Genomic DNA, 20874 nt, shown 5'->3' on the forward strand with positions numbered 1-20874 from the left:
ACACCGGCGGGTATGCAACCGCAACAGGAAGCAGCAACTGTGTTTCGTAGGCTGCATTGTAAATTTCGTTGAGACTGATTCCTATTTACAACTAGAATGCTGGCTGCCAATGGCGGGCCTGTTTCGATATTCACTGAAAACTTATTGTAGAAAATTCACGTTATATCAGTGTGATATGTGAAGTTTTTACTCGCGTCCGTACACGTTGGCCTGTGTCTTTTTGGTTTCTGGTGTCCGTGATGGAGAATGTTATGCCCAAGCCTCTGGCTCGCGTTAGCCTGATTGCTGCTGTTGTTATTGCCCAATTCAGCCCGTTGGCACTGGCCAACGCAGTCGACAAGGATATGGAGCGGATGGTGGTGACCGCCAATCGCACTCCCACCCAGATTAGCGAGCTTTCCAGCACCGTTTGGCTGATTGATGAAGACAGTATTCGCGAGCAAATCAACAGCGGTAAAGGCGTAAAGGAAATGCTGGCGGCGCTGGTGCCGTCGATGGACGTTTCCAGCCAGGGGCGAACCAACTTTGGCCAGAACATGCGTGGCCGCGCCATGGTGGTGCTGATTGATGGGGTGTCGATGAATACCTCCCGCGGCATCAGTCGTCAGCTCGACAGCATCGACCCCTTTAATATTGACCGCATCGAAGTGCTGGCGGGCGCCTCGGCCCTCTACGGCGGTGGCGCGCTGGGCGGTGCCATCAATATTGTCACCAAAAAAGCCAGCCAGAGCACGGATACCTTCGAAGCCGAAGCCGGGTTTAAGTCAGGTTTTGGCGGTGGCGACGACTTGGATTACCGCGCCGCCTTCGCCGCAGCCGGTGGCAGCGATACCCTTCAGGGGCGATTCAGTGCTGCCTGGCAGGAAAACGGCCAATGGTTCGATGGCAGTGGCAACGAGGTGATGCCGGATATTACCCAAACCGGTATGCAGTACACCCAAGGCTATGATCTGATGGCAAATATTGACTGGCGCTTGCCCAATAACGCCAGCCTCGGCGCCTTGGCGCAGCACTACCGCAATGGCTCCGACGGCGATCATGGTTTGTATATGGGCGAGAACTTTGCCGGTGTCACCGGTGATGCCTCATTGCTTGAAAGCCGCAACGGGCTGAATGCCGACCGCAGCCCCCGCACCGAACGCACCCTGCTGAACCTTAGCTACACTCAGGCAGAATGGTTCGGTCAGACCCTCTATTTACAGGGCTTTTATCGTAAGGAAGACCTCGATTTTCATCCGTTTCCCTACGTCAGTGAGGCCAGGGGCGTTTACAACTTTTCCGCTTCGGCACAAAACACCGGCATTTATGGCCTGAAGGCGGTGCTCGAATCTAGGCCAGCTGATTCAGTTAAACTCACCTGGGGCATCGACTGGGACAAAGAAAGCTTCGATTCGAGCCAAATGAGCTTCGACCTTACCGCCGCCAATCAAAGCGGTGGCTTGGTGATGCAGGAGCTGTTTACCACCGGCCGCTATGTGGATTTCACAGTGGAGTCGGTGGCCGCTTTTGTGCAGGGCAGCTGGGATATCAACAGCTTTCTGGTGCTCAATGGCGGCTATCGCTACCAGCAAATGGAAAACAGCGTCGATGACTTTATCGGCTTCAACCAGCAGGTGGCGATTGCCTCCGGCAAGGCCCCGGGTGCCGATGCCATCCAAGGTGGCAGTACCGACTACAGCGTGGGGCTGGTGAATCTGGGGCTGGTGGCCAAACTGAGCGCGGATCAGCAGCTGTGGCTGTCGTATTCTCAGGGTTTTGAACTGCCGGATTTGTCCAAATACTATGGCCGTGGCAGCTATAAGGCCGACGCCGATGGCTACCTGCGTCTGCAAAACAGCATCAACATCAATGACACCCGTCTCGATGGCATTAAAACCGACTCGATGGAGCTGGGTTGGCGTTATCTGGCGGACAGTTGGCAGGCTCAGGCGAGTATTTACTACGCGGTGTCGGATAAGGTGATTGAGGTGAATCGTGCCGACCTCACCATCAATGTGAACGATCAGGATAAACGTACCCTGGGGCTGGAGGCACAGCTGAATGTGGATCTCAGCCGCAACTGGCAGGCGGGCAGCAATCTGCATTTGGTACGCAGTGAAGTGAAGCAGGAAGGCGGCTGGGTTGATGAGACTGTGACTTATGCTTCCCCCTCCAAGGCCACCGCATTTATTGCCTGGCAAGGTGAAGGGCAGCAAATTCGCCTGCAGGCCGAGCACAGCTTCAGCGCCGATTCTGACTATAGATTCAAAGCCGGGGATGGGCTGCAAAGCGAGCTTGAAAGCTACACAACCCTGGATTTGCTTGGTTCGGTCGAGTTACCCGTTGGCACCCTGAGCTACGGCATCGAAAACCTGCTGGATAAAGACTACAGCACCCTGTGGGGCCAGCGGGCGGTGTATTTCTACAGTCCGACCTACGGCCCTGAGGCGATGTTTGACTACCATGGTCGTGGCCGCACCTTTACCGTGAGTTACCAGCTGGGCTGGTAAGCGAAAAAAGCGCCGATTGTTCGGCGCTTTTTGTTGGTGATCCCCTGTGTTTATCTCGGCTCTGGCTTATTTTGGCAACAGCTTGAGGCTATGGCGGATATCCCCCGGCAACAAAGGTGTGGGGGTATGGCTGGCATAGTCGCCAAAGCCACTGCGGTAGAAGGCAGATAACGGGTGACCCGACTGGCCGCCAGGCAGCATCAGGATTGCGCTGGCCTCATCGCCCGGTTGCACCACCATCCGCTGGGAAGCGCCAAAGCCGGGGCTTTGCACCGCAGGTTCGAAATGGCCGCCAAACCCCGGTACTTCCGGCATATCAAGCAGCGGCGCCAGCAGCGGAATTTGCTTGCTGAAAGGGTGCTGGATTTTGAGCGCATTCACCTTGCCCCAATTCAGCTCGGCCAGTGTGCCGCCGGGCGCATGGCGCCCGAGCAGTTCGGCACGATTGGTGCGGTAAATATCCAGCAGGAAGTCGTTCCAATCAGTCATTTTCTCCGGCAGCCAGGAGTCAGGTTTTTGCTGCAGCAGCTGCCAGACCGACACTTCCAGGTTGCCCTTAATCTTGCTCAAACTCAGCCCTTCTTCGGCCAGCCGGGTTTGCAGCGGCGCAAACAGGGTGTCCATTACCCGAATACGGAAGCTGCTTACCAGGGTGTAGCCCACGGACTCGCTGCAGGCGCAGGCACCCCAGTTGGCGAGTGCTTTGATATCGTCTGCAAATTCATCCGGTTGTTGCTTTAACGTCTCGCTCAGCAGTTGCTGCCAGGGGGTGAGGAACAGCGCCCTGTTGTCCAGTTGCATGGCAAGAAAGTCAGATTCATCAAACGTGGATTTGGCGTTTAAGTTGTCGCGGATCTGCGCTGCCCGGCTGGCGATGGCATAACCGCCGTCGCCGAATCTTGAGCTATCGGCAGCCGACAGCACCCGGCTGTTGGCGCTCCACAGCCGCTGATTGTCCGGGTTGGCGACCAGGGGCACATTGGCTGCCGGAGCTGCCCAGCCCTCGGCTTGCCAGTCGCTGGCCGATTGCGCCACCACAACCGGATTGTCCCGCGCCGAAATGGCGCCTGTCAGTCGCCAGGCGGCGTTGCCGGCGTTATCCACAATCAGCATATTCTGCACCGGGATCCCGGTGTGCTCGGTAACTGCAAGCCCTTGCTCCACGCCTGTGGCGGTTTCCAGACGCATCAGGTTCAGGTTAATGGCGAAGTCGCCATGGGCCACCCAGGACAGGGCATAGTCGTTATCACCGAGGCGCTTAACCGGCCCGAAACGGGACAATGTCAGCGGCATCTCTTTGCCGGCACCTGTGCTGGCGAGGTGCTCGGTAACGGTTTCGGTGATTTCATCTTTTGGCAGTTCAATCCAGTCGGCGGTGTCGATATAGCCGTTGGTAAAGCCCCAGGCCACATGACCATTGCTGCCGACCACAATCACGGGGGCGCCGGGCAGGCTGACGCCTGTGACCTGAATGTCGCTGTCGTGGTGATGGTAATTGAGCTGAGCCCGATACCAGATGATGGGCACGGCCAGACCCAGATGCATATCGTCGGACAACATGGCGCGGCCGCTGCGGGTGAGCTGACCCGTGACCGCCCAGTTGTTGCTGCCTTTAACGAAGGCGTCCAGTTCGCTGCCGATGGTACTCAGCTCCGCCTTATCTAGCGCCCTGGCAGAAAGCGGCGGCACCACCATTGCCTGAGTTGGCAAGGTGCTGCCATCAAGAGCCGCCTGAATGGGGTCGTTCTGGCTGACAAAGGCGAGCATCTCATCGCCATAGAGCTGCTTGATGCGCTCCAGCACCAGCTCACGCTCAAGGGTGTTCCCCTGTAAATCCAGATACATACTGAAAATGGTCAGCAGGCTGTCTTCGGGACGCCAGGGCTGAATGGCAGCGCCACTTAGCAGGTATTCAAAGCTTGGCAGTGTTTGCTCTGCCAGCGCCTGATTAACGCCGCGGCTGTAGGCTTCAAGCACGGCCATGTCATCGGCGGGCAATTGTTTCAGCAGCGCCTGGGCGCGCTTTCTGAACTGATGGAACCTGTGACGTTCATCGAGCTTCAGTGCCGCGTCGCCAAAAAGCTCGGCCAGTTCACCGGCGGCGTTTCGCCGCAGCAAGTCCATCTGGAAAAATCGGTCCTGACCGTGGGCAAGGCCCAGACCGAAGGCTGCATCGACGCGGGAGTCTGCGGTGATCACCGCGCTGCCCAGATGATCCCGGGCGAGGGTGACTGGTTTGGTCAGGCCGGGGCTGTCGATATTGCCATCGAGCGTGGGCAGGCTGGCCCGCAGGCCGATGTAGACAGCCAGCGCCAGCAGTATCAGCAGCAAGCCCAGCCACTTGGCAGCAGAAACGAGTTTGTTCATCCTTGATTGGCCTCCGGGGCGCAAATTAGCTTGATGTTGGCGTCATGCCAGCCTGCTCGGCCAGCCAATCGAGAAACAGCTTCACCTGGCGCTTGCTGTCGGCCGCCTGGGTAGTGGAAACCAAATAACCCGGGCCGCTCAGCACCTTTTCCGGCAGACAGGGCTTCAGCCAACCCTTTTCCACCTGGGCCGAAACCAGCAGCGAGCTGGTAAGCGCCAAGCCCTGTCCGGCAAGGCAGGCTTGTAGCAGCTGGTCTTCACGGTCAAATTCGAGCAGTTCAGCGTCCCGAAACTTGCCGTGTTCTTTTTGCCAGCTATCCCAATTCACTTCGCCCAGGCTGCCCGGACGGCGCACGTGCATCAGGGTTTGGTGCGGGTGTTTGCGGCCAAGGTATGCGGGGCTGGCGTAGATGCCAAACTGCTCTGGCAGGGTCAGGTTGCCAGGCTCGCTGCCATCTTCTCTGGCAATCAGAATATCGGCATCCTGTGACGCTGGTGTTTCCGACTGACTCACCGCCACCCGAATATCCGGATAGCGACGCTGGAAATAAGGCAGTCGCTGGGCGAGCCACAGGGCGGCAAAGCCATGTACGGCGCTGATGGTTAAATCCTGATTACCAACGCCAAGCCCCGTCAGTGTCTGATCTATCTGGCGCAGCACCTGCCGGCTGGTTTCATACAGGGCTTGGCCTGCGGCCGTAAGTTCCACGGCGCGGGTATGGCGGATAAACAGCGGAATATCAAGATGTGCTTCGAGGTTACGGATCTGATGGGAGACGGCAGTCGGCGTCAGTTCCAGCTCCTTGGCGGCGAGCTTGAAGCTCAGATGCCGTGCGGCGGCTTCAAATACCCTGAGACCATTTAAAGAAGGCAGATGAGAGAACATGGCTATAGATGAATTAAAAGATGTTATGGTGGTGATTTTGCGACCTAAGTTGATGAATGTCTATTATTACACCATGATTTTTTTCACTCATAAAAAAGCCCCGTCGAAACGGGGCCATCTGTGCTTTAACCGGATCAGCTTTTGGTCACAACCCAGAGGGCGTGCAGCAGGCCGGGGATAAAGAAAAACAGGCACAGAATGATGTTGATCAGCAGGTGCTTGCCAGCGCCTTCTTTCAAAAACACTGCCACAGGTGGCAGCAGAATGGCGATGATCACGAGCAGCAGCTTATTGGTATCCATAGCGTCTCCTTAGATTTGTTATCAGGGTTAACTTCGCAAGCCCCGACCCAAATGGCAAGCCCGGTCACGAAAAAACTGTGCGCTCGCAGGTGCCCGAGCTATAGTGAAGTCACTCTTGTAAGCCCTTTCTGCTATGGATATTCAGGCAAAGCTTCTTATTCAGGTCATTATCTTGCTTACCGGCGCCTGCGCGGCGGCGTGGGCGCTGTTGGCCGGTCCGCTGCGGATTGCCCCCAAGGCCTGTTGGCGTTATGCCGGTGCCAATGCCCTGATGATGCTGGGGCTGATGCTCAATACCCTGCGAACCGATGAGCCCAGTTATCTTGCCTGGTTTGCCGCGGATCTGTGCCTGTTGTCCGGTATCGTGATGCTGCGGCTGGGTACTGTATTCCTTTTCAGGCAACCTATTGATTATCGGTTTGATTTACTGGTGTGGCTTGCTGCGGCCGGTGCCATGTTTGCGGTGCCCCCCGAAATCGACTCGCAGCAGTATCTGGGGGTAGTGTTTTCACTGGCGGCGGCGATACTGTTTGCCAGACTGGCTCTTGCTACCTATCAGGGCTTGCTGCCCAGCGCCGGACCGCGATTGTCGGTGCTGCTGGTATCGCCCATGATGGTAGCGGCCTTGTCGTTTTTCGCGCGGTTGGTGGTGATCCTGGTGGTGGACCGTCCGGAAGAGCAGTTTATCTCGATTCAAACCGCCAAGGCGGTGCCCATGCTGTGGTTTTATCTGGTGCTGACTATTGCCATCAATGCCCTCGCCATTGGTAATGCCCTGACCCGACTGGTGCAAAAAATCCGCCTGCTGGCCGACAAGGATGTGCTCACCGGGCTTTGGAATCGCCGCAGCGCCGAAGATACCCTCAGCCAGCTGCATCACAAGTGGCAACGGGGCGGTGAGGGGTACGCACTGGTGCTGCTGGATTTGGACTACTTTAAGCAAATCAATGATAAACATGGCCATCAGGCGGGGGATGCGGCCCTGCGGCAAGCGGCGCTGCTGATGACCAATGCCCTGCGGGAATCCGACGTGCTGTGCCGATTCGGAGGCGAAGAGTTTTTGGTGATTTTACCGGGGGCGGGAATGAAGCAGGCCCATCAGGTAGCTGAGAAGCTGAGAACTTGCCTCGAGGCCAGGGCGCTGCGCTGGGAAGATCAGGATGTGCCCCTCAGTGCCAGTTTTGGCTGCGCCGCAGTGGTGCCGGGGCTCAGTGTGTCACAGCTGATTTCTGCCGCCGACCATGCCATGTATCAGGCCAAGGCTGCAGGTCGCAACCGGGTGATGGACTCCTCGGTAGGCGCGGCCACGATTTAACATCCTGAATGTAAACCTCAGAACAGAAATCTCAGCAACACTCTTAGCAAAACTCATAACAAACATCAGGGCTTGGGCCACTCTAGGCTATCCGGATTTCCCCATTGTTCGCCCAGCAACTCGCCTAAGCCAGGCAGGGCAAACTGCGCCCCGGGTGGATGGCCACTTTGAATGTGAAAGTGCTGACCGCGAAAGCAAAAATACAGCTGCCATGCGTGCAGATAGCCGCGGTCGGCAGCTTCTCCGCCATAGAGTTCATCCCCCAATATGGGCGTGCCAAGGCTGGCCAGTGCCACCCGCAGTTGGTGAGTCTTGCCGGTGAGGGGTTTAAGCAGATAAGCGCGCAACCCTTCATCCACCGAGGCGGAAAAAAACTGGGTTATCGCCGGGTTTTCCATGGTGCGCAGCAGTTTATGTTGGCTGCGACGGGCCTTGGCCATATCACCGGCAACCTTGCCCTGTTTCTTCTTTGGCTTTCCTTTGGCAAGCGCCAGATAGTACTTTTGCACCCCGTGGCGGGAAAACAGCTCGGTAAAATCGGCGGCGGCCTCGCTGGATTTGGCAAGTATTATGAGCCCGGATGTCAGGGTGTCGAGCCTGTGCACCGGGTACAGCTTGAGCCCAAGTCTGGCTTCGGCAGTGGCGACAACGCCCGCGCTGCCATCCTGACTGTGGAAATGCACTCCGGGCGCTTTATCAATCACGATAAAGTCGGCCTCATCCTGGATGAGTTGAAACATATGGATTACTGAAACTCGATAATGACCCGCAGGCCCGGCTGGTTGTCTTCGAGGCGGATTTGCGCCTGATGGCGCGATAATATCGCTTTCACCATCGACAGGCCAAGTCCGGTGCCCTGATGATGGCGGCTGGGGTCTAGCCTCACCAGGCGCTCAAACACCCGTTCACGGCTGTCTTCGGGGATCCCGGGGCCGTTATCGCTAATCACCACTTCGCGGCCATTCTGGCTGATGTGGATAGCTGCGCCTTCACCGGCATACTTGATGGCGTTATCCACCAGATTGAACAGCGCCTGGAACAGTAAATACTTATCCCCCTGCAGCTGGCAGGGCTGGCCCAAATCCAGAGTAAGGCTCTGACCGCGTTCTTCGGCCATCAGTTCGGCCATTTCCACCAAATCGCTGCACAGCTGCGACAGCTCCACGTCCTGCAAATCCAGCTGTTGCTGACCTTCTTCTATACGGGTCAGCGATAACATGGCGTCGAAGGTGGCAAGGCAAAAGTCCAGTTCTTCAATCAGTTGCTCGGCTTTCTCGGCTTGCTCTTCGGTGGGTTTATCCCGCAGTTGTTCAAGGCCTATGCGCAGGTGCGACAGCGGTGTACGCAGGTCGTGGGCTATGTTGTCGGTCACGCCCCGCACCGCCTGCAGGTTGGCTTCCAGCGTATCCAGCACCCGGTTGAACTGCCTGGCCAGCATATCGAACTCGTCCTGGCGCCAACTAATGGGCAGGCGGGTGTCGTAGTGGCCGCGCTCGATGCGCTGTGCCAGTCGGTTGTATTGCACCAAACGGCGCAAAATCGCCTTGGAAAACAGGTACCCCAGCGCCATGGTCAGCACTATGGTCAGGGTCATGGCGGTGACGGCGGCGCGCAGGAACTTCTTGATCAGGGTCGCCAGCTGGTCGGTACGGGTGGCAATCAGCACAGGGCCATAGCGGGTGATCACCAGGCCACCGGTGAGTATGTGCAGCTTGTCCGGCCCGCCGGTCAGGATGGGGAACTCTACGGTTTCAGGCAGCAGCGGAATGTCTTCCGGCATCAAACTGAGTGAGCCGACGATATCAAAGCTGTTGCGCCAGGCAACCAGCACGCTTTTGGGGTCGGCGGCGCGGATCTGCGCGGCAAAGCTGCGTCTGTCCACAGTTTGAGCCAACTGGATATAACGCTGCTTTTCGGTTTCAAGGTGTTGTTCTATCTGGTGTTCCTGCTCTGTCACCAACTGGCGGTACAGGGTGAACAGCAGGGCGCCGGTGATCAGCGTCACCAGCGCGGTAAAGATAAGGGTAATCCCCCAGATGGAACTCTGGTGAGGCTTAATGCCTTTGACGAAGGCGATAACCAGCCCCCCGCACGGTTTCAATCAGCTCGCCGTGGCCCAGCTCTTCAAATTTGCGTCTGAGTTTGGCGATATGCACGTCAATCACATTGGTGCGTGGGTCGAAGTGATAATCCCACACAGCTTCAAACAGCAAGGTACGACTGATGACCTGATTGGGGTGTTCCATCAGGTACTTGAGCAGTTGAAACTCCTTGGGTTGCAGCATCAGCTCATGGCCGTCGAGGGTGACATTGCGGGTGAGCAGCTCCATTTCCAGCGGTCCTGCCTGCAGGTGGGTTTGCACCGGCGCCGATTGGCCGCGTGACACCAGAATTTCGGCGCGCACCAGCAGCTCAGAGAAGGCAAACGGCTTGGTCATGTAGTCGTCGCCGCCGCTGCGAAGCCCTTTGACGCGCTCGTCCACGTGGGACAGGGCGGAGAGGATCAGCACCGGGGTTTGATTGGCATTGGCACGCAGCGCGGCCAGCAGCGCCAGACCGTCGAGGCCCGGCAACATGCGGTCAAGAATGATGAGGTCGTACTGGTTGCTGGTGGCGAGCAACAGCCCCTGATGGCCATCGGCGGCAGCCTCAATGTTGTGGCCCTGCTCAGAAAAGCCTTTGACTATGTAGTCGGATGTGGTGGCGTCGTCTTCGACCAAGAGGACCTTCATGGTTGCTCCTTAACCGCGGGTGTTACTGCCACTGCAGCATTGGCAGTGGCTTGAGTTTTTGGATATCGAAGGCGTGCTTGCGCTTGCCGTTCTCATCCACCATTTTGAATTCCAGATAGCTGATGCCCAGGTCGTGCTCCAGCTGTGCTTCCAGCAGCTTACCCTGATGCTTTTGACTGGCAAGACGTACCAGCTCAGAAAATGCCATTTGCTTGCGCTCGAGCAATTTTACCGCTTCGAGTTCGTCGTGATCGTCGGCCTCAAGTTTGCTGTTGCGCTGCATTACCAAAGCGCCGTCGGTGGCGCGATAAGTCAATTCGGTGAGGGTGTTTTCCTCCGGATTGATAACATCGAACTCGTACAGCAGTTCGCCTTCTTCCACGTCCAGCTCGAACTCGGAAATGTAACCCGGATGTTCCGCTTCAACCTTCTCCATCATGGCCAGGGGATCGACCCGCTCGCCGGTGCTGAGCAAATTAAATAAACTGGTGTTGGCAGATGCAGCGCCCACCACCATCATTGCTCCAAGCAGCCAATATCTCATTGATGCCTCCGAAAAAAGCCAGTGCGAGTATCCTAAAAGACTAACCCTGAGAAGTCACCACACGGATGCTGTCGATTTCGACTTCACGGCCGTGCCATTCTTTGTCTACTTCACCTTTGAGTTCCACCACTGTAGCGTCGGTCACATCCAGATTACGGAACAGGGCGTTATCGATCTCGACCTTGATTTCGCCGCTGCTGTCTTCAAACAGGTAGTGCTCGTCACCCAGACTCTTGGTCAGGCGACCTGTGAGTAAAACCTGAGTATCGTCGGGGGCATTGGCGGCGGCCTTGGCGCTGCTGACCTGATTGGCCGCAGGGCCCTGATAGGCGGCGTAAGTCAGTGCGGTGCTGGTGGCGGTTATCAGGCCCAGGGCCAGTACCAGAGGGGTAATGATACGCATAGGGGATCCTTGTTCTAAGACTATGGATCCAGTCTAGCGGCGGTGCCCTGAATTCTCTGTGGCGCCAAGATTAAGCTTTGATCATCTCCAGCAGATGCAGCTGATCCGACTTAAGTGCCACCTCGGTTTCAACCCCGGCGGTAATGGCGAGTTTCCTGGCCAGATGCAGCGGAATTTCGGTGTTGAGCCGCTCCCCCGAGCCCAGCACTGTGGCTTCGAGCCGCACCGACTCACCCAGGGTCAACAGGGTTTCGATGCGGATATGGAGGATATTGAAACTGCGGCATAAACGGCCGCTGGCGATGGAATTGAAGCGAATCCCCTGATTGGGGATAACCCAGCGCACCTTCTGGCCTATGCTCACATCCGGCAGGCTGTCGGAGGCAATCAGCCGCTCGCCGAACTTAAGCCAGGTCACGCCTTTTTGCTCATCCTGCGCCACCACATGGGCATCGAAAATATTGCGAAGCCCCATCTGGCGGGCCACTGCCTCGGTGCGAGGCCGGGCAAATACCTCTTGAGGTGCCCCGTGCTGCAGCATTTGTCCCTGACTAATCAAAAGCATACTGTCTGCCAGCAGCAGCGCTTCGTTGAGATCGTGGGTTACCATGATCACCGGAATATTGAGCTCGGCCTTGAGCCGGGCCAGTTCCAGATACAGCCGCTCGCGGGTTTCTCTGTCGACCGCCGAAAAGGGCTCGTCCAGCAGCAGCACCCTGGGCTCGCGGGCAAGCGCCCGTGCCAGCGCCACCCGCTGTTTCTGGCCACCGGACAGCTCGCCTGGCAACCGGTCGGTAAGGCCGTGCAGGTTCACTTTTTCAAGTGCCGCTAACGCCCTTGGCATCCGCTCGGCCTTGGGCAGATGATCGAGCCCGGCGATAATATTGCCAAGGGCCGAGAGCTTGGGAAACAGGCCAAAGTGCTGCGGCACAAAGCCGATATGGCGCGCCTGGGGCGAGGCATGGATATGTTGCTGGTCATCAAACCACACATCCTCGCCGCAGCGGATTTCACCGGACTCGGGTTTGGCAAGGCCGGCTATCATTCGAAGCAGGGTCGTTTTGCCGCCGCCGGAGGGGCCGACCACTGCCAGAAATTCCCCTGCACGGCAGGAAAACGCCGCCTCGATACGGATGCCGCGCTCTTGATGAATACGTACGTGTAAATCAGTGGCCGCGGGCATGGCTGCCTCCCATGCGGCGCGACAAGCTGGTGGTCAGTGCCAGCGCGCTTATTGCAAACAGCAGCAAAATGAGCGACATGGCGCCGGCCGAGTCAAAATCAAACGCCTGCACACTGTCGTAGATGGCAATGGAGATGGTTTTGGTTTCGCCGCTGATATTGCCGCCCATCATCAGCACCACGCCAAATTCACCCAGTACATGGGAGAAGGTCAGCACCAACGCGGTTACCAACCCGGGCCAGATCATCGGCAGTTCGATGCGGGTGAGAATTTTAAAGCGGCTCATGCCGCAGCAGGCGGCGGCGTCGCGCACATCCATGGGGATGGCTTCAAAGGCGCGCTGAATAGGCTGAATCGCAAAGGGAATATTCACCAGCACCGAGGCCAGCACCAGGCCGGAGAAATGAAACACCAGCTCGATACCTAAGGTTTCCCGCAGCCAAACGCCGAGCACACTCTGGCTGCCAAAGCTCACCAACAGGTAATAACCCACGACTGTGGGCGGTAGCACCAGCGGCACCATGATAAGCGCCTCAATCAGGCTTTTGCCGCGAAACTGGCGATAGGCGAGCACCCTTGCCGCCAGAATCGATAACGGCAGCAAAATCAGCACTGTCACCAGCGCCAGCTTGCCTGAGAGCCACATCGCCTGCCAATCCATCAGTGGCTGGCCTCCGGCTTGGCATGCTGTGCAGGCAGTGAGAAGCCGTAGTCAGCAAAGATAGCGCGGGCCTTGTCGCCCTGAAGGAAGGTATACAGCTCCTGGGCTGCAACGGACGCCTTGGGCAGCAGCACCATGCGCTGGGCCAGTGGTGCGTGTTTGTGTTCGGGAATGGCCACATAGTTGGCTCGGGCGACAAACTGTGGCGCCTTGGCCAGCGACAGCGCTACCAACCCGCCCTGAGCCGAGCCTGATATGGCAAACTGCGCCGCCTGGGACACGTTTTCGCCCAGCACCAGCTTGTTCTGTATTGCATCCCACAGCTCGGCGTCCTTTAGCAGCTCGCGGCCGCGCTCGCCGTAGGGGGCAAGTTCGGGGTTTGCCAGCGCAAAGCGGCGCAGCTCTCCGGATGCCACCAACGCCTTGAGGCCTGTGAGGTTTTCATCGAGCGTCAGCGGTGAGCCCTTGGCCGCCACCAGCGCCAGTCTGCCGTAGGCATAAATATCACCGTCGCTTGCTGTCACCCCGCTTTGATGCAGGTGAGTTACATAGCGCTCGTCCGCCGACAAAAACAGCTCGAATGGGGCGCCATGGCGGATTTGCGAGGCAAAGTTGCCCGACGAGCCGTAGCTGACCCTGAGCTTGTGGCCGCTGTCTGCTTCAAACTGGCGGGCAATGTCTTCCATGGCGAATTTGATATTGGCCGCTGCCGCCACTGTGATGGTATCGGCCATGGTGGCAAGTGGAGCCAGCAGACTTGTCAGCAATAACAGCAGGCGCGGCAACATGGATTACTTCTCCCAGGCTTTGGCGGCCTGTTCGTCGGCGTCGCGCGCTTCGACCCAGCCCTGGCCCTTGTCGCTGCTCTCAAGCTTCCAGAAGGGCGCCTTGGTCTTCAAGAAATCAATCAGAAACTCGCAGGCAGCGAAGGCAGCCTTGCGGTGGGCACTGCTGACACCGATAAACACGATTTGCTCGCCCAGATGCATGGTGCCGACCCTGTGGATAATGGTCAGGTGATTGAGCGGCCAGCGGCTGCGGGCCTCGGTGGCGATTTGCTCCAGCACCTTTTCGGTCATGCCGGGGTAATGCTCCAGAGTCAGGTCACTGATTTGATTGCCTTCGTTGAAGTCGCGCACCTTGCCAACGAAGGTGACCACGGCGCCATCCTGATGATCGGCGGCAATACGCTGATACTCTTCGGGTACGTTGAAATCGGCGGTTTGCACCAGAATACGACTGGTTTGCATATCAGCCTCCGGTCACGGGCGGGAAGAAAGCCACTTCGTCGCCGTCGTTGATTTCGGTATCCCAGTGGCAAAGGGTCTGATTTACTGCAACCAGCAGCTTGTCCGAGGCGAGCACCTTGCCCCACTTGTCGCTGCGCGCGGCCAGGGTCTGGCGCAGGGCATCGGCGGTGGCTGTATTGCTGCCAGCTTCGATGCTTAAGGAGGATTCACCCAGAAGTTCGCGCACCTGCGCAAAGAAAAGTACGTTAATCATAAACTTATGCCTTTAACTGCTTGCAGCCAATACTAAACCTTGAAGTGGCCGGACTTGCCGCCACGCTTTTCCAAAAGGCGCACCTGGCCTATCACCATGTCTTTCTGCACCGCTTTGCACATATCGTAAATGGTCAGCGCGGCCACAGAGGCGGCGGTGAGGGCTTCCATTTCGACCCCGGTTTTGCCCGAGAGTTTACACAGACTGGTGATCCGCACCCGATTGTGTTCCACCTCGGGTTCCAGCTCCACTTCCACCTTGGTTAGCGCCAGCGGGTGGCAAAGCGGAATTAAATCAGAGGTTTTCTTGGCAGCCATAATGCCTGCGATGCGGGCGGTGGCGAACACATCGCCCTTGTGATGCTTGCCTGAGAGGATCATCTCCAGGGTTTCGGGCGCCATCTCGATATAAGCCTCGGCACGGGCCTCGCGCTCGGTCACCGACTTGTCGGTCACATCCACCATATGGGCGTTGCCCGCGTCATTGATATGGGTAAAAGAACTCATGGACTGGCTTACTCCTGGGTGGGGGCTTTTAAGTGGGCGACAAAGTTACAGGGGCGGTGGCGGGCATCGAGCTGCTCTTTGATGATGCCGTTCCAGCCGGTGCGACAGGCGCCGGTGGAGCCAGGCAGGCAGAAGATGGCAGTGCCGTTGGCCACGCCGCCGATGGCGCGGGACTGCACCGTGGAGGTGCCAAGCTCCACAAAGCTTAAGTGGCGGAACAGCTCGCCGAAGCCTTCGATGGGCTTGTCGAACAGGGGCGCGACCGCATCCGGGGTGTTGTCGCGGCCAGAGAAACCTGTGCCGCCGGTGCTGATGATCACCTGTACTTCGGGGTCGGCAATCCAGGCAGAAATCACCGCACGGATTTGATATTTATCGTCTTTGATGATGCGTCTGTCTGCCAGAATATGGCCGGTGGTTGTGACCGCATCCACCAAAAAGGCACCTGAGGTGTCGGTGGTTTCATCGCGGGTGTCTGAAAGTGTCAGTACGGCAATTTTGAGGGGTTTAAACTCGCTTTCGCGGCAGTGTCCCATGTTGTCTCCTTCAAAAGCGCCTTCGTTTGGCCTTGCCCGGCAAAGAGAGCGGCGCACAGAAAATGGCTGGTCACAGCATTGGCATGTCAGAGCGTGTGCGGCGCGGACTTGTGCCGCGCGCAGTGATCAGCCGCCGATGGAGGCCAGGTGCTGAGTGACGCCTGTGATGCCCTGATGCAGGTAGTGGGTTTCTTTTTTGAGATTCAGCTGACCTTCGAGGCGCGCCAGCAGCTCTGGGCGCTGGTCGGGGCTTTGCAGCAAGTCACGCAGATCCAATCCCTGCTCGGTAAAGAGGCACAGATGCAGCTTGCCCTTGGCGGAGACCCTAAGGCGGTTGCAGCTGGCACAGAAATTCTTTTCATAGGGCATGATAAGCCCGATGCGGCCCTGATAGTCGCTGTGGCTGAAATTTTGCGCCGGGCCATCTTCGGCGCCGCGCGCGTCCAGCTGCCAGCCTTCGGCAAGCAGTTTGTCGCGAATGTCGCTGCCGGGCAGGTGGTGGGCCTGGAAATAGTCGCGGCCAAGGCCGGTTTCCATCAACTCGATAAAGCGCAGGTCGATGGGGGTGTGCTTAATCCAGTGCAAAAAGCGCGGCAGGTCTTTATCGTTCAGGCCCTTGAGCAGCACGGCATTGATTTTCACCCGCTCAAACCCGGCTGCCAGCGCCGCATCAATGCCGCGCATCACGCTATCGAACTTGTTCTCGCCGGTGATTTGATAAAACATCCGTGGATCCAGGCTATCCACCGACACATTGATGCGGCGAAGGCCCGCATCGAACCATTCTTTGGCGTGCTTTTCGAGCCGGTAGCCGTTGGTGGTGGTGGCGATAGTGCTGATGGCCGGATTATCGGCAATGACCCTGATGATATCGGTAAAGTCTTTTCGCAGCGTGGGCTCGCCGCCGGTAATGCGTACCTTGCGGGTGCCGGCCTCAGCAAAGGCGCCGATGAGATTTTCCATCTCGCTCAGGGTCAAAAAGCTGGGCTTGCCGTTGGGATGATAGCCATCGGGCAGGCAATAGCTGCATTTGAAGTTGCAAACGTCGGTTACCGACATCCGCAGATAGTGAAATTTTCGACCAAAATTGTCTTGAAGTTGAGACATGATCACCTTTCCAAGTATCGGGAGGTGAAGTCATTTCTGAGTCCACCCCGGTGGCACCGCGCCACGGCTCAAACACCATATCTGTATGACTTAGGTGCAGGAGCTCGGAGAACCGTCGTTGGAGGGATTATAGGCACAAAGCCTTATCCAACCATACCTCTAAACGTGTATTTATTGGTTTGGATCAATTTGCCGTGAACAATTTGTGACGCCGCTCACTCAGAATATGGCAATGTATTACACTGCCGTTGGCGGCGATCCTCTGTGCCTGAAGCAGGTTTTCGGGTAAGGTGGAGAACTTACATAAAATAAAACACCCGTTTACATCGGGGGAACAAGCTTAGGAATGAGGTGAAAGATGGAACGCGAATTCATGGAGTTCGATGTTGTTATCGTAGGTGCCGGCCCTGCAGGTTTGGCCACGGCGTGCCGTTTAATGCAGATCAGCCGCGATGCCAACAAGGAACTGACCGTTTGTGTGGTCGAGAAGGGCTCCGAAGTGGGGGCTCACATTCTGTCGGGCGCGGTGTTTGAGCCCAAGGTGCTCGATGAGCTGTTTCAGGACTGGCGTGAAACCGGTGCGCCGCTCAATACTGCCGTTACCCACGATGAAATCCATCTGCTCAAGTCTGCTACCGACGCCAAGTTGATGCCCAATGGCCTCATCCCCAAGACCATGCACAACGAAGGCAATTACATCATCAGCGTGGGCAATCTGGTGCGCTGGCTCGGTGGTCGCGCCGAAGAGCTGGGCGTCGAGATTTTCCCCGGCTTCGCTGCCAGCGAACTGCTGTTCAACGACGATGGCAGCGTGAAAGGCATTCTGATTGGCGACATGGGCGTTGGCGCCGATGGCGAGCCCAAAGACAGCTTTATGCCCGGCATGGAGCTGCACGCCAAGTACACGGTATTTGCCGAAGGTTGCCGTGGCCACCTTGGCAAGCAACTGATTGAAAAATTCCATCTCGATAATGGCAAGACCGCCCAGCACTACGGCATCGGCTTTAAAGAGCTGTGGAAGGTGCCGGGCGACAAACATACTCCCGGTCTGGTGGTACACACCGGTGGCTGGCCGCTGACTGAGTCCGGCTCCTCCGGCGGTGGTTTCCTGTATCACATGGAAGATAACCAGGTGGTTGTCGGGCTGATTATCGACCTTAACTACCAAAACCCGCACTTAAGCCCCTTCGATGAGTTTCAGCGCTACAAGACGCACCCGCTGGTGGCTCAGTATCTGCAGGGCGGTGAGCGCATTTCTTACGGCGCCCGCGCCATCACCAAGGGCGGTTTGAATTCACTGCCGAAAATGAGCTTCCCCGGTGGTCTGGTGCTGGGCTGTGATGCCGGTACCCTCAACTTTGCCAAGATTAAGGGCACTCATACTGCGATGAAGAGCGGCATGCTGGCGGCCGAGACCCTGGCAGAAGCCCTGTTTGCCGGTGTGGAAGGTGGCAAGGATCTCGACTGCTATCAGACCCGTTTCGAGCAAAGCTGGCTGGGTGACGAGCTGCATCGCTCGCGCAACTTCGGTCCGGCGATGCACAAGTTTGGCACCTTCCTCGGCGGCGCCTTCAACTTCATCGACCAGAACCTGTTTGGCGGCAAGCTGCCTTTCACCCTGCGTGATGACAAGCCGGACCATGCCCAGATGGGGCTGGCGAGCGAGCACAACAAAATCGACTATCCCAAGCCCGATGGCAAGCTGAGCTTTGACAAGCTGTCGTCCGTGTATCTGTCGAACACCTACCATGAAGAAGATCAGCCCTGCCACCTGCGCCTCAAAGACGAGCGCATTCCGCTGGCGGTGAATCTGGTGAAGTTCGATGAACCGGCCCAGCGCTATTGCCCGGCCGGGGTGTATGAAGTGGTAGAAGATGCGGGTGAGCAGAAATTTGTGATCAATAGCCAGAACTGTATTCACTGCAAAACCTGTGACATCAAGGACCCGAGTCAGAATATCACCTGGGTAACCCCGGAAGGTGCGGGCGGTCCCAACTATCCGAATATGTAAGTTACTGTAATAGTTGATTCAAAAGCCGGTACTTCAGTGCCGGCTTTTTTCATGGCTGTTGAGATTTTGTGATTGCGCCCTGAATGTAATTTCGCCATAATCCGCCGCCTACAAAAACAAGTACACATCTCTGCCCCTGCCTGTACCGCGTCGCCTGCGCGGCCCTTTGCGTTATCGCACCGACAGCACATTTTTGCCCTGATTTTCCGGCAAAACACGCCATTTGGGTCAATACTGCTAACGAGTGTCTGATAACGGATTTTCCGACAACCAGGAAGAGTAAGACCATGAAATTGAACATGCTTACCATTAAACAAAAGATTTTGCTGACCGTAGCGCTGGCGGTGATTTTATCCACCGTCGCTGTGGGGGTGCTCAGTCAGCAAAGTGCCCGGGAAGTGGTGGAACAGCGGATGCTGGGCTCAGAAATGCCAAGCCAGATGCTGAGTATCCGCAATCGCCTGGAAAAAGACATTGTCACCCTGATGAATGCCGCCGAGCAGCTCGCCAGCAGCCGTATGCTGCTCAAGTGGCTGGAAGACGGCAGACCTGATGCCGATGAGCCAAGGGTGGTGGCGCAATTGAAAGACGTGACCAGGCAGTATTCGCTGGTACAGGCTTCCTATGCTGATCGTCAAAGTGCCGCTTATTACACCCAGGACGGCTTTTTGCGGGTGCTCACGCCGGAGCAGGACGGCTGGTTCTTCGGCTATCGCGACAGCGGTCAGGAGCGGATGCTGAACGTATTCACCGAGGCCAACGGCGAAGTAAAACTTTTTATCAACTACCAGCAACCCAATGGCCGTGGTCTGGTGGGGCTGGCCAAGTCGCTGGACGACATGGTGCGCCTGCTGGGTTCCTTCACCATTGAAGAAACCGGTTTTGTGTATCTGGTGGACGCCAGCGGCAAAGTGCAGCTGCATCAGGACAAGGGCAAAATCGGCCGCGCGACCCTGTCATCCCTTTATGGTGGTGACAGTGGCCGTTTGCTGAATCAGTCCGATTTCAGCTTGCTGCGCACCGAAGTGGACGGTGAGTCCAAGCTGGTGGCCAGCAGCTATATTCCATCGATGAACTGGTATCTGGTGGCAGAAGTTCCTGAAGCCGAAATGTTCGCGCTGCTGGATGAGGCGGCGCTGAAGATCCTGATTTCCACACTGATTATCGCGCTGGCGTTTGTGGTGTTGGCCGGGTATGTGGCATCCAGTGTCAGCAAGCCGATTGCCGCCGTGGCACGTATGTTCCGTGATATTGGCGAAGGTGAAGGCGATTTGCGTCAGCGTCTGCCGGTGGAAGGCGACGATGAGCTGGCCGAGCTTGCCGGTGGCTTCAACAGCTTTATCAGCAAAATTCAGGACTCGGTACTGGAAGTGGCCCGCACCTCCGAGGCGCTGGGTAAGTCGGCGCTGGATGTGTCCCGTCAGGCCCAGCAGACTCTGGAAGACAGTCAGGATCAGAAAGACCGCACCATGCAGGTGGTAACCGCCATCAACGAAATGGGGGCCACGGTTAACGAGATTGCCGGTAATGCCGCCCAAGCTGCTGATGCGGCCAAGGATGCCGACCGCGCCTCCGGTGTCGGCCAGAAGGTAGTCACCCAGGCTCGCGAAACCATTAACCAGCTGTCGCGGGATGTGGGTCAGGTAGGCGAGGTGATTGAATCGCTGGCGACCCACACCAAGTCTATTGGCAGCATTCTGGATGTTATTCGCGCGATTTCTGAGCAGACCAATTTGTTGGCGCTGAACGCCGCCATTGAAGCTGCCCGCGCCGGTGAAGCCGGTCGTGGCTTTGCCGTGGTGGCTGACGAAGTGCGCAGTCTGGCGTCCCGCACAGCGGCTTCCACCGACGAGGTGCAGGTGATGATTGATAAGCTGCAATCGGAATCGGCCCGCGCCGTGAGCGCCATGTCCCAAAGCCGCAGCCGCTCTCAGGAAGGGGTGACGGCAGTGGATGAGGCCAGCAATACCTTAAGCGGTATTTCCGATCAGATTGGCCTTATCAGCGACATGAACATTCAGGTAGCCGCAGCGACCGAAGAGCAGTCCACCGTGGTGGAAGATATCAATCGCAACGTCACTGAGATTAATGACATCACCCAGCGCACTGCCGACACGGCGCAGGCGGCGGCAAGGGCGAGTCAGGATCTGAATGCGTTGGCGACCCGTTTGGATCAGCTGGTAGCGCGCTTTAAGGTGTAACGGCTGCCGTGCAGCTGCGCTGCGTAAACTGTGGAATGCGCCCCTTGCGGGGCGCGCCTGAGTGGCGTAACCTGCCCGGGTCTGTCGAAAAGCCCGGCGCCAACATGGCGTCTGGCGCTTGCGCTAAA

General features: G+C 57.3%; 20 protein-coding genes and 1 riboswitch. Of the genes, 4 read left to right on the plus strand and 16 right to left on the minus strand.

Annotation, left to right across the window (positions count from 1 at the left end; translation table 11 throughout):
- The first annotated feature begins 251 nt into the window (after nt 1-251).
- A complete protein-coding gene (locus MJ923_RS12470) occupies nt 252-2489 on the plus strand; it encodes a TonB-dependent receptor (protein ID WP_240591382.1) in 2238 nt (745 codons plus the stop codon).
- Nucleotides 2490-2555: 66 nt separating this feature from the next.
- Here MJ923_RS12470 and MJ923_RS12475 read toward each other — a convergent pair whose 3' ends face one another.
- The 3 genes from MJ923_RS12475 to MJ923_RS12485 all read right to left on the minus strand — a co-directional run bounded on the left by MJ923_RS12475 (nt 2556) and on the right by MJ923_RS12485 (nt 6044).
- On the minus strand, nt 2556-4856 hold the full coding sequence (locus MJ923_RS12475; RefSeq protein WP_240591383.1) for a penicillin acylase family protein: 2301 nt from the start codon (nt 4854-4856) through the stop codon (nt 2556-2558).
- Nucleotides 4857-4881: 25 nt separating this feature from the next.
- Entirely contained in the window at nt 4882-5742 is an 861-nt protein-coding gene (locus MJ923_RS12480) for a LysR family transcriptional regulator (protein ID WP_240591384.1), read from the minus strand.
- A 134-nt stretch (nt 5743-5876) separates the two neighbouring features.
- The gene (locus tag MJ923_RS12485) at nt 5877-6044 is read right to left on the minus strand and encodes a YqaE/Pmp3 family membrane protein (RefSeq protein WP_126168720.1); all 168 of its coding nucleotides are present in this window, start codon (nt 6042-6044) and stop codon (nt 5877-5879) included.
- 133 nt (nt 6045-6177) lie between these two features.
- Here MJ923_RS12485 and MJ923_RS12490 point away from each other — a divergent pair, with 133 nt between their 5' ends.
- Nucleotides 6178-7359 carry a GGDEF domain-containing protein gene (locus tag MJ923_RS12490; RefSeq protein WP_240591385.1) on the plus strand — a complete coding sequence of 394 codons (1182 nt, stop codon included), beginning with the start codon at nt 6178-6180 and terminating at the stop codon, nt 7357-7359.
- 65 nt (nt 7360-7424) lie between these two features.
- Here the strand turns inward: MJ923_RS12490 and MJ923_RS12495 are convergent, their stop codons facing one another.
- The 13 genes from MJ923_RS12495 to moaA form a co-directional block, all read right to left on the minus strand.
- Complete coding sequence (locus MJ923_RS12495) at nt 7425-8099, minus strand: TIGR01621 family pseudouridine synthase (RefSeq protein ID WP_240591386.1); 675 nt, start codon at nt 8097-8099, stop codon at nt 7425-7427.
- Between the two features lie 5 nt (nt 8100-8104).
- Nucleotides 8105-9364: a sensor histidine kinase gene (locus MJ923_RS12500; RefSeq protein ID WP_240591628.1), complete on the minus strand. Its 1260-nt coding sequence runs from the start codon at nt 9362-9364 to the stop codon at nt 8105-8107.
- 49 nt (nt 9365-9413) lie between these two features.
- Nucleotides 9414-10091, minus strand: a complete 678-nt coding sequence (locus MJ923_RS12505; RefSeq protein WP_126168717.1) for a response regulator transcription factor — start codon at nt 10089-10091, stop codon at nt 9414-9416.
- Between the two features lie 22 nt (nt 10092-10113).
- Entirely contained in the window at nt 10114-10635 is a 522-nt protein-coding gene (locus tag MJ923_RS12510) for a PepSY domain-containing protein (protein ID WP_240591387.1), read from the minus strand.
- Between the two features lie 40 nt (nt 10636-10675).
- On the minus strand, nt 10676-11038 hold the full coding sequence (locus MJ923_RS12515; RefSeq protein ID WP_240591388.1) for a YgiW/YdeI family stress tolerance OB fold protein: 363 nt from the start codon (nt 11036-11038) through the stop codon (nt 10676-10678).
- A gap of 70 nt (nt 11039-11108) precedes the next feature.
- Nucleotides 11109-12221 (minus strand): ABC transporter ATP-binding protein, encoded by a 1113-nt coding sequence (locus MJ923_RS12520; protein WP_240591389.1) that lies wholly within the window; start codon nt 12219-12221, stop codon nt 11109-11111.
- Nucleotides 12205-12882, minus strand: a complete 678-nt coding sequence (gene modB / locus MJ923_RS12525) for a molybdate ABC transporter permease subunit (protein WP_240591390.1) — start codon at nt 12880-12882, stop codon at nt 12205-12207. Before modB ends, MJ923_RS12520 begins: the two co-directional genes overlap by 17 nt.
- On the minus strand, nt 12882-13616 hold the full coding sequence (gene modA / locus MJ923_RS12530) for a molybdate ABC transporter substrate-binding protein (protein WP_240591629.1): 735 nt from the start codon (nt 13614-13616) through the stop codon (nt 12882-12884). Before modA ends, modB begins: the two co-directional genes overlap by 1 nt.
- Nucleotides 13617-13673: 57 nt before the next feature.
- Complete coding sequence (moaE, locus tag MJ923_RS12535; protein WP_240591391.1) at nt 13674-14132, minus strand: molybdopterin synthase catalytic subunit MoaE; 459 nt, start codon at nt 14130-14132, stop codon at nt 13674-13676.
- Between the two features lies 1 nt (nt 14133).
- On the minus strand, nt 14134-14385 hold the full coding sequence (moaD, locus tag MJ923_RS12540) for a molybdopterin synthase sulfur carrier subunit (RefSeq protein WP_214507366.1): 252 nt from the start codon (nt 14383-14385) through the stop codon (nt 14134-14136).
- Nucleotides 14386-14417: 32 nt separating this feature from the next.
- Nucleotides 14418-14891, minus strand: a complete 474-nt coding sequence (gene moaC, locus MJ923_RS12545) for a cyclic pyranopterin monophosphate synthase MoaC (RefSeq protein WP_126168709.1) — start codon at nt 14889-14891, stop codon at nt 14418-14420.
- Between the two features lie 8 nt (nt 14892-14899).
- Nucleotides 14900-15427 carry a molybdenum cofactor biosynthesis protein B gene (gene moaB / locus MJ923_RS12550; RefSeq protein ID WP_240591392.1) on the minus strand — a complete coding sequence of 176 codons (528 nt, stop codon included), beginning with the start codon at nt 15425-15427 and terminating at the stop codon, nt 14900-14902.
- A 126-nt stretch (nt 15428-15553) separates the two neighbouring features.
- Nucleotides 15554-16534, minus strand: coding sequence for a GTP 3',8-cyclase MoaA (gene moaA / locus MJ923_RS12555; RefSeq protein ID WP_240591393.1), 981 nt, complete (start codon nt 16532-16534; stop codon nt 15554-15556).
- Nucleotides 16522-16656, minus strand: a riboswitch (molybdenum cofactor riboswitch). It overlaps the preceding gene by 13 nt.
- Before the next feature lie 236 nt (nt 16657-16892).
- Between moaA and MJ923_RS12560 the strand changes: the two genes are divergently transcribed.
- Nucleotides 16893-18545 (plus strand): electron transfer flavoprotein-ubiquinone oxidoreductase, encoded by a 1653-nt coding sequence (locus MJ923_RS12560; RefSeq protein WP_240591394.1) that lies wholly within the window; start codon nt 16893-16895, stop codon nt 18543-18545.
- Between the two features lie 287 nt (nt 18546-18832).
- Nucleotides 18833-20746: a methyl-accepting chemotaxis protein gene (locus tag MJ923_RS12565; protein WP_240591395.1), complete on the plus strand. Its 1914-nt coding sequence runs from the start codon at nt 18833-18835 to the stop codon at nt 20744-20746.
- Nucleotides 20747-20874: the final 128 nt, after the last annotated feature.

It is taken from the genome of Shewanella zhuhaiensis (assembly GCF_022484835.1).
In the GTDB taxonomy this organism is placed as follows: Bacteria; Pseudomonadota; Gammaproteobacteria; order Enterobacterales; family Shewanellaceae; genus Shewanella; species Shewanella khirikhana.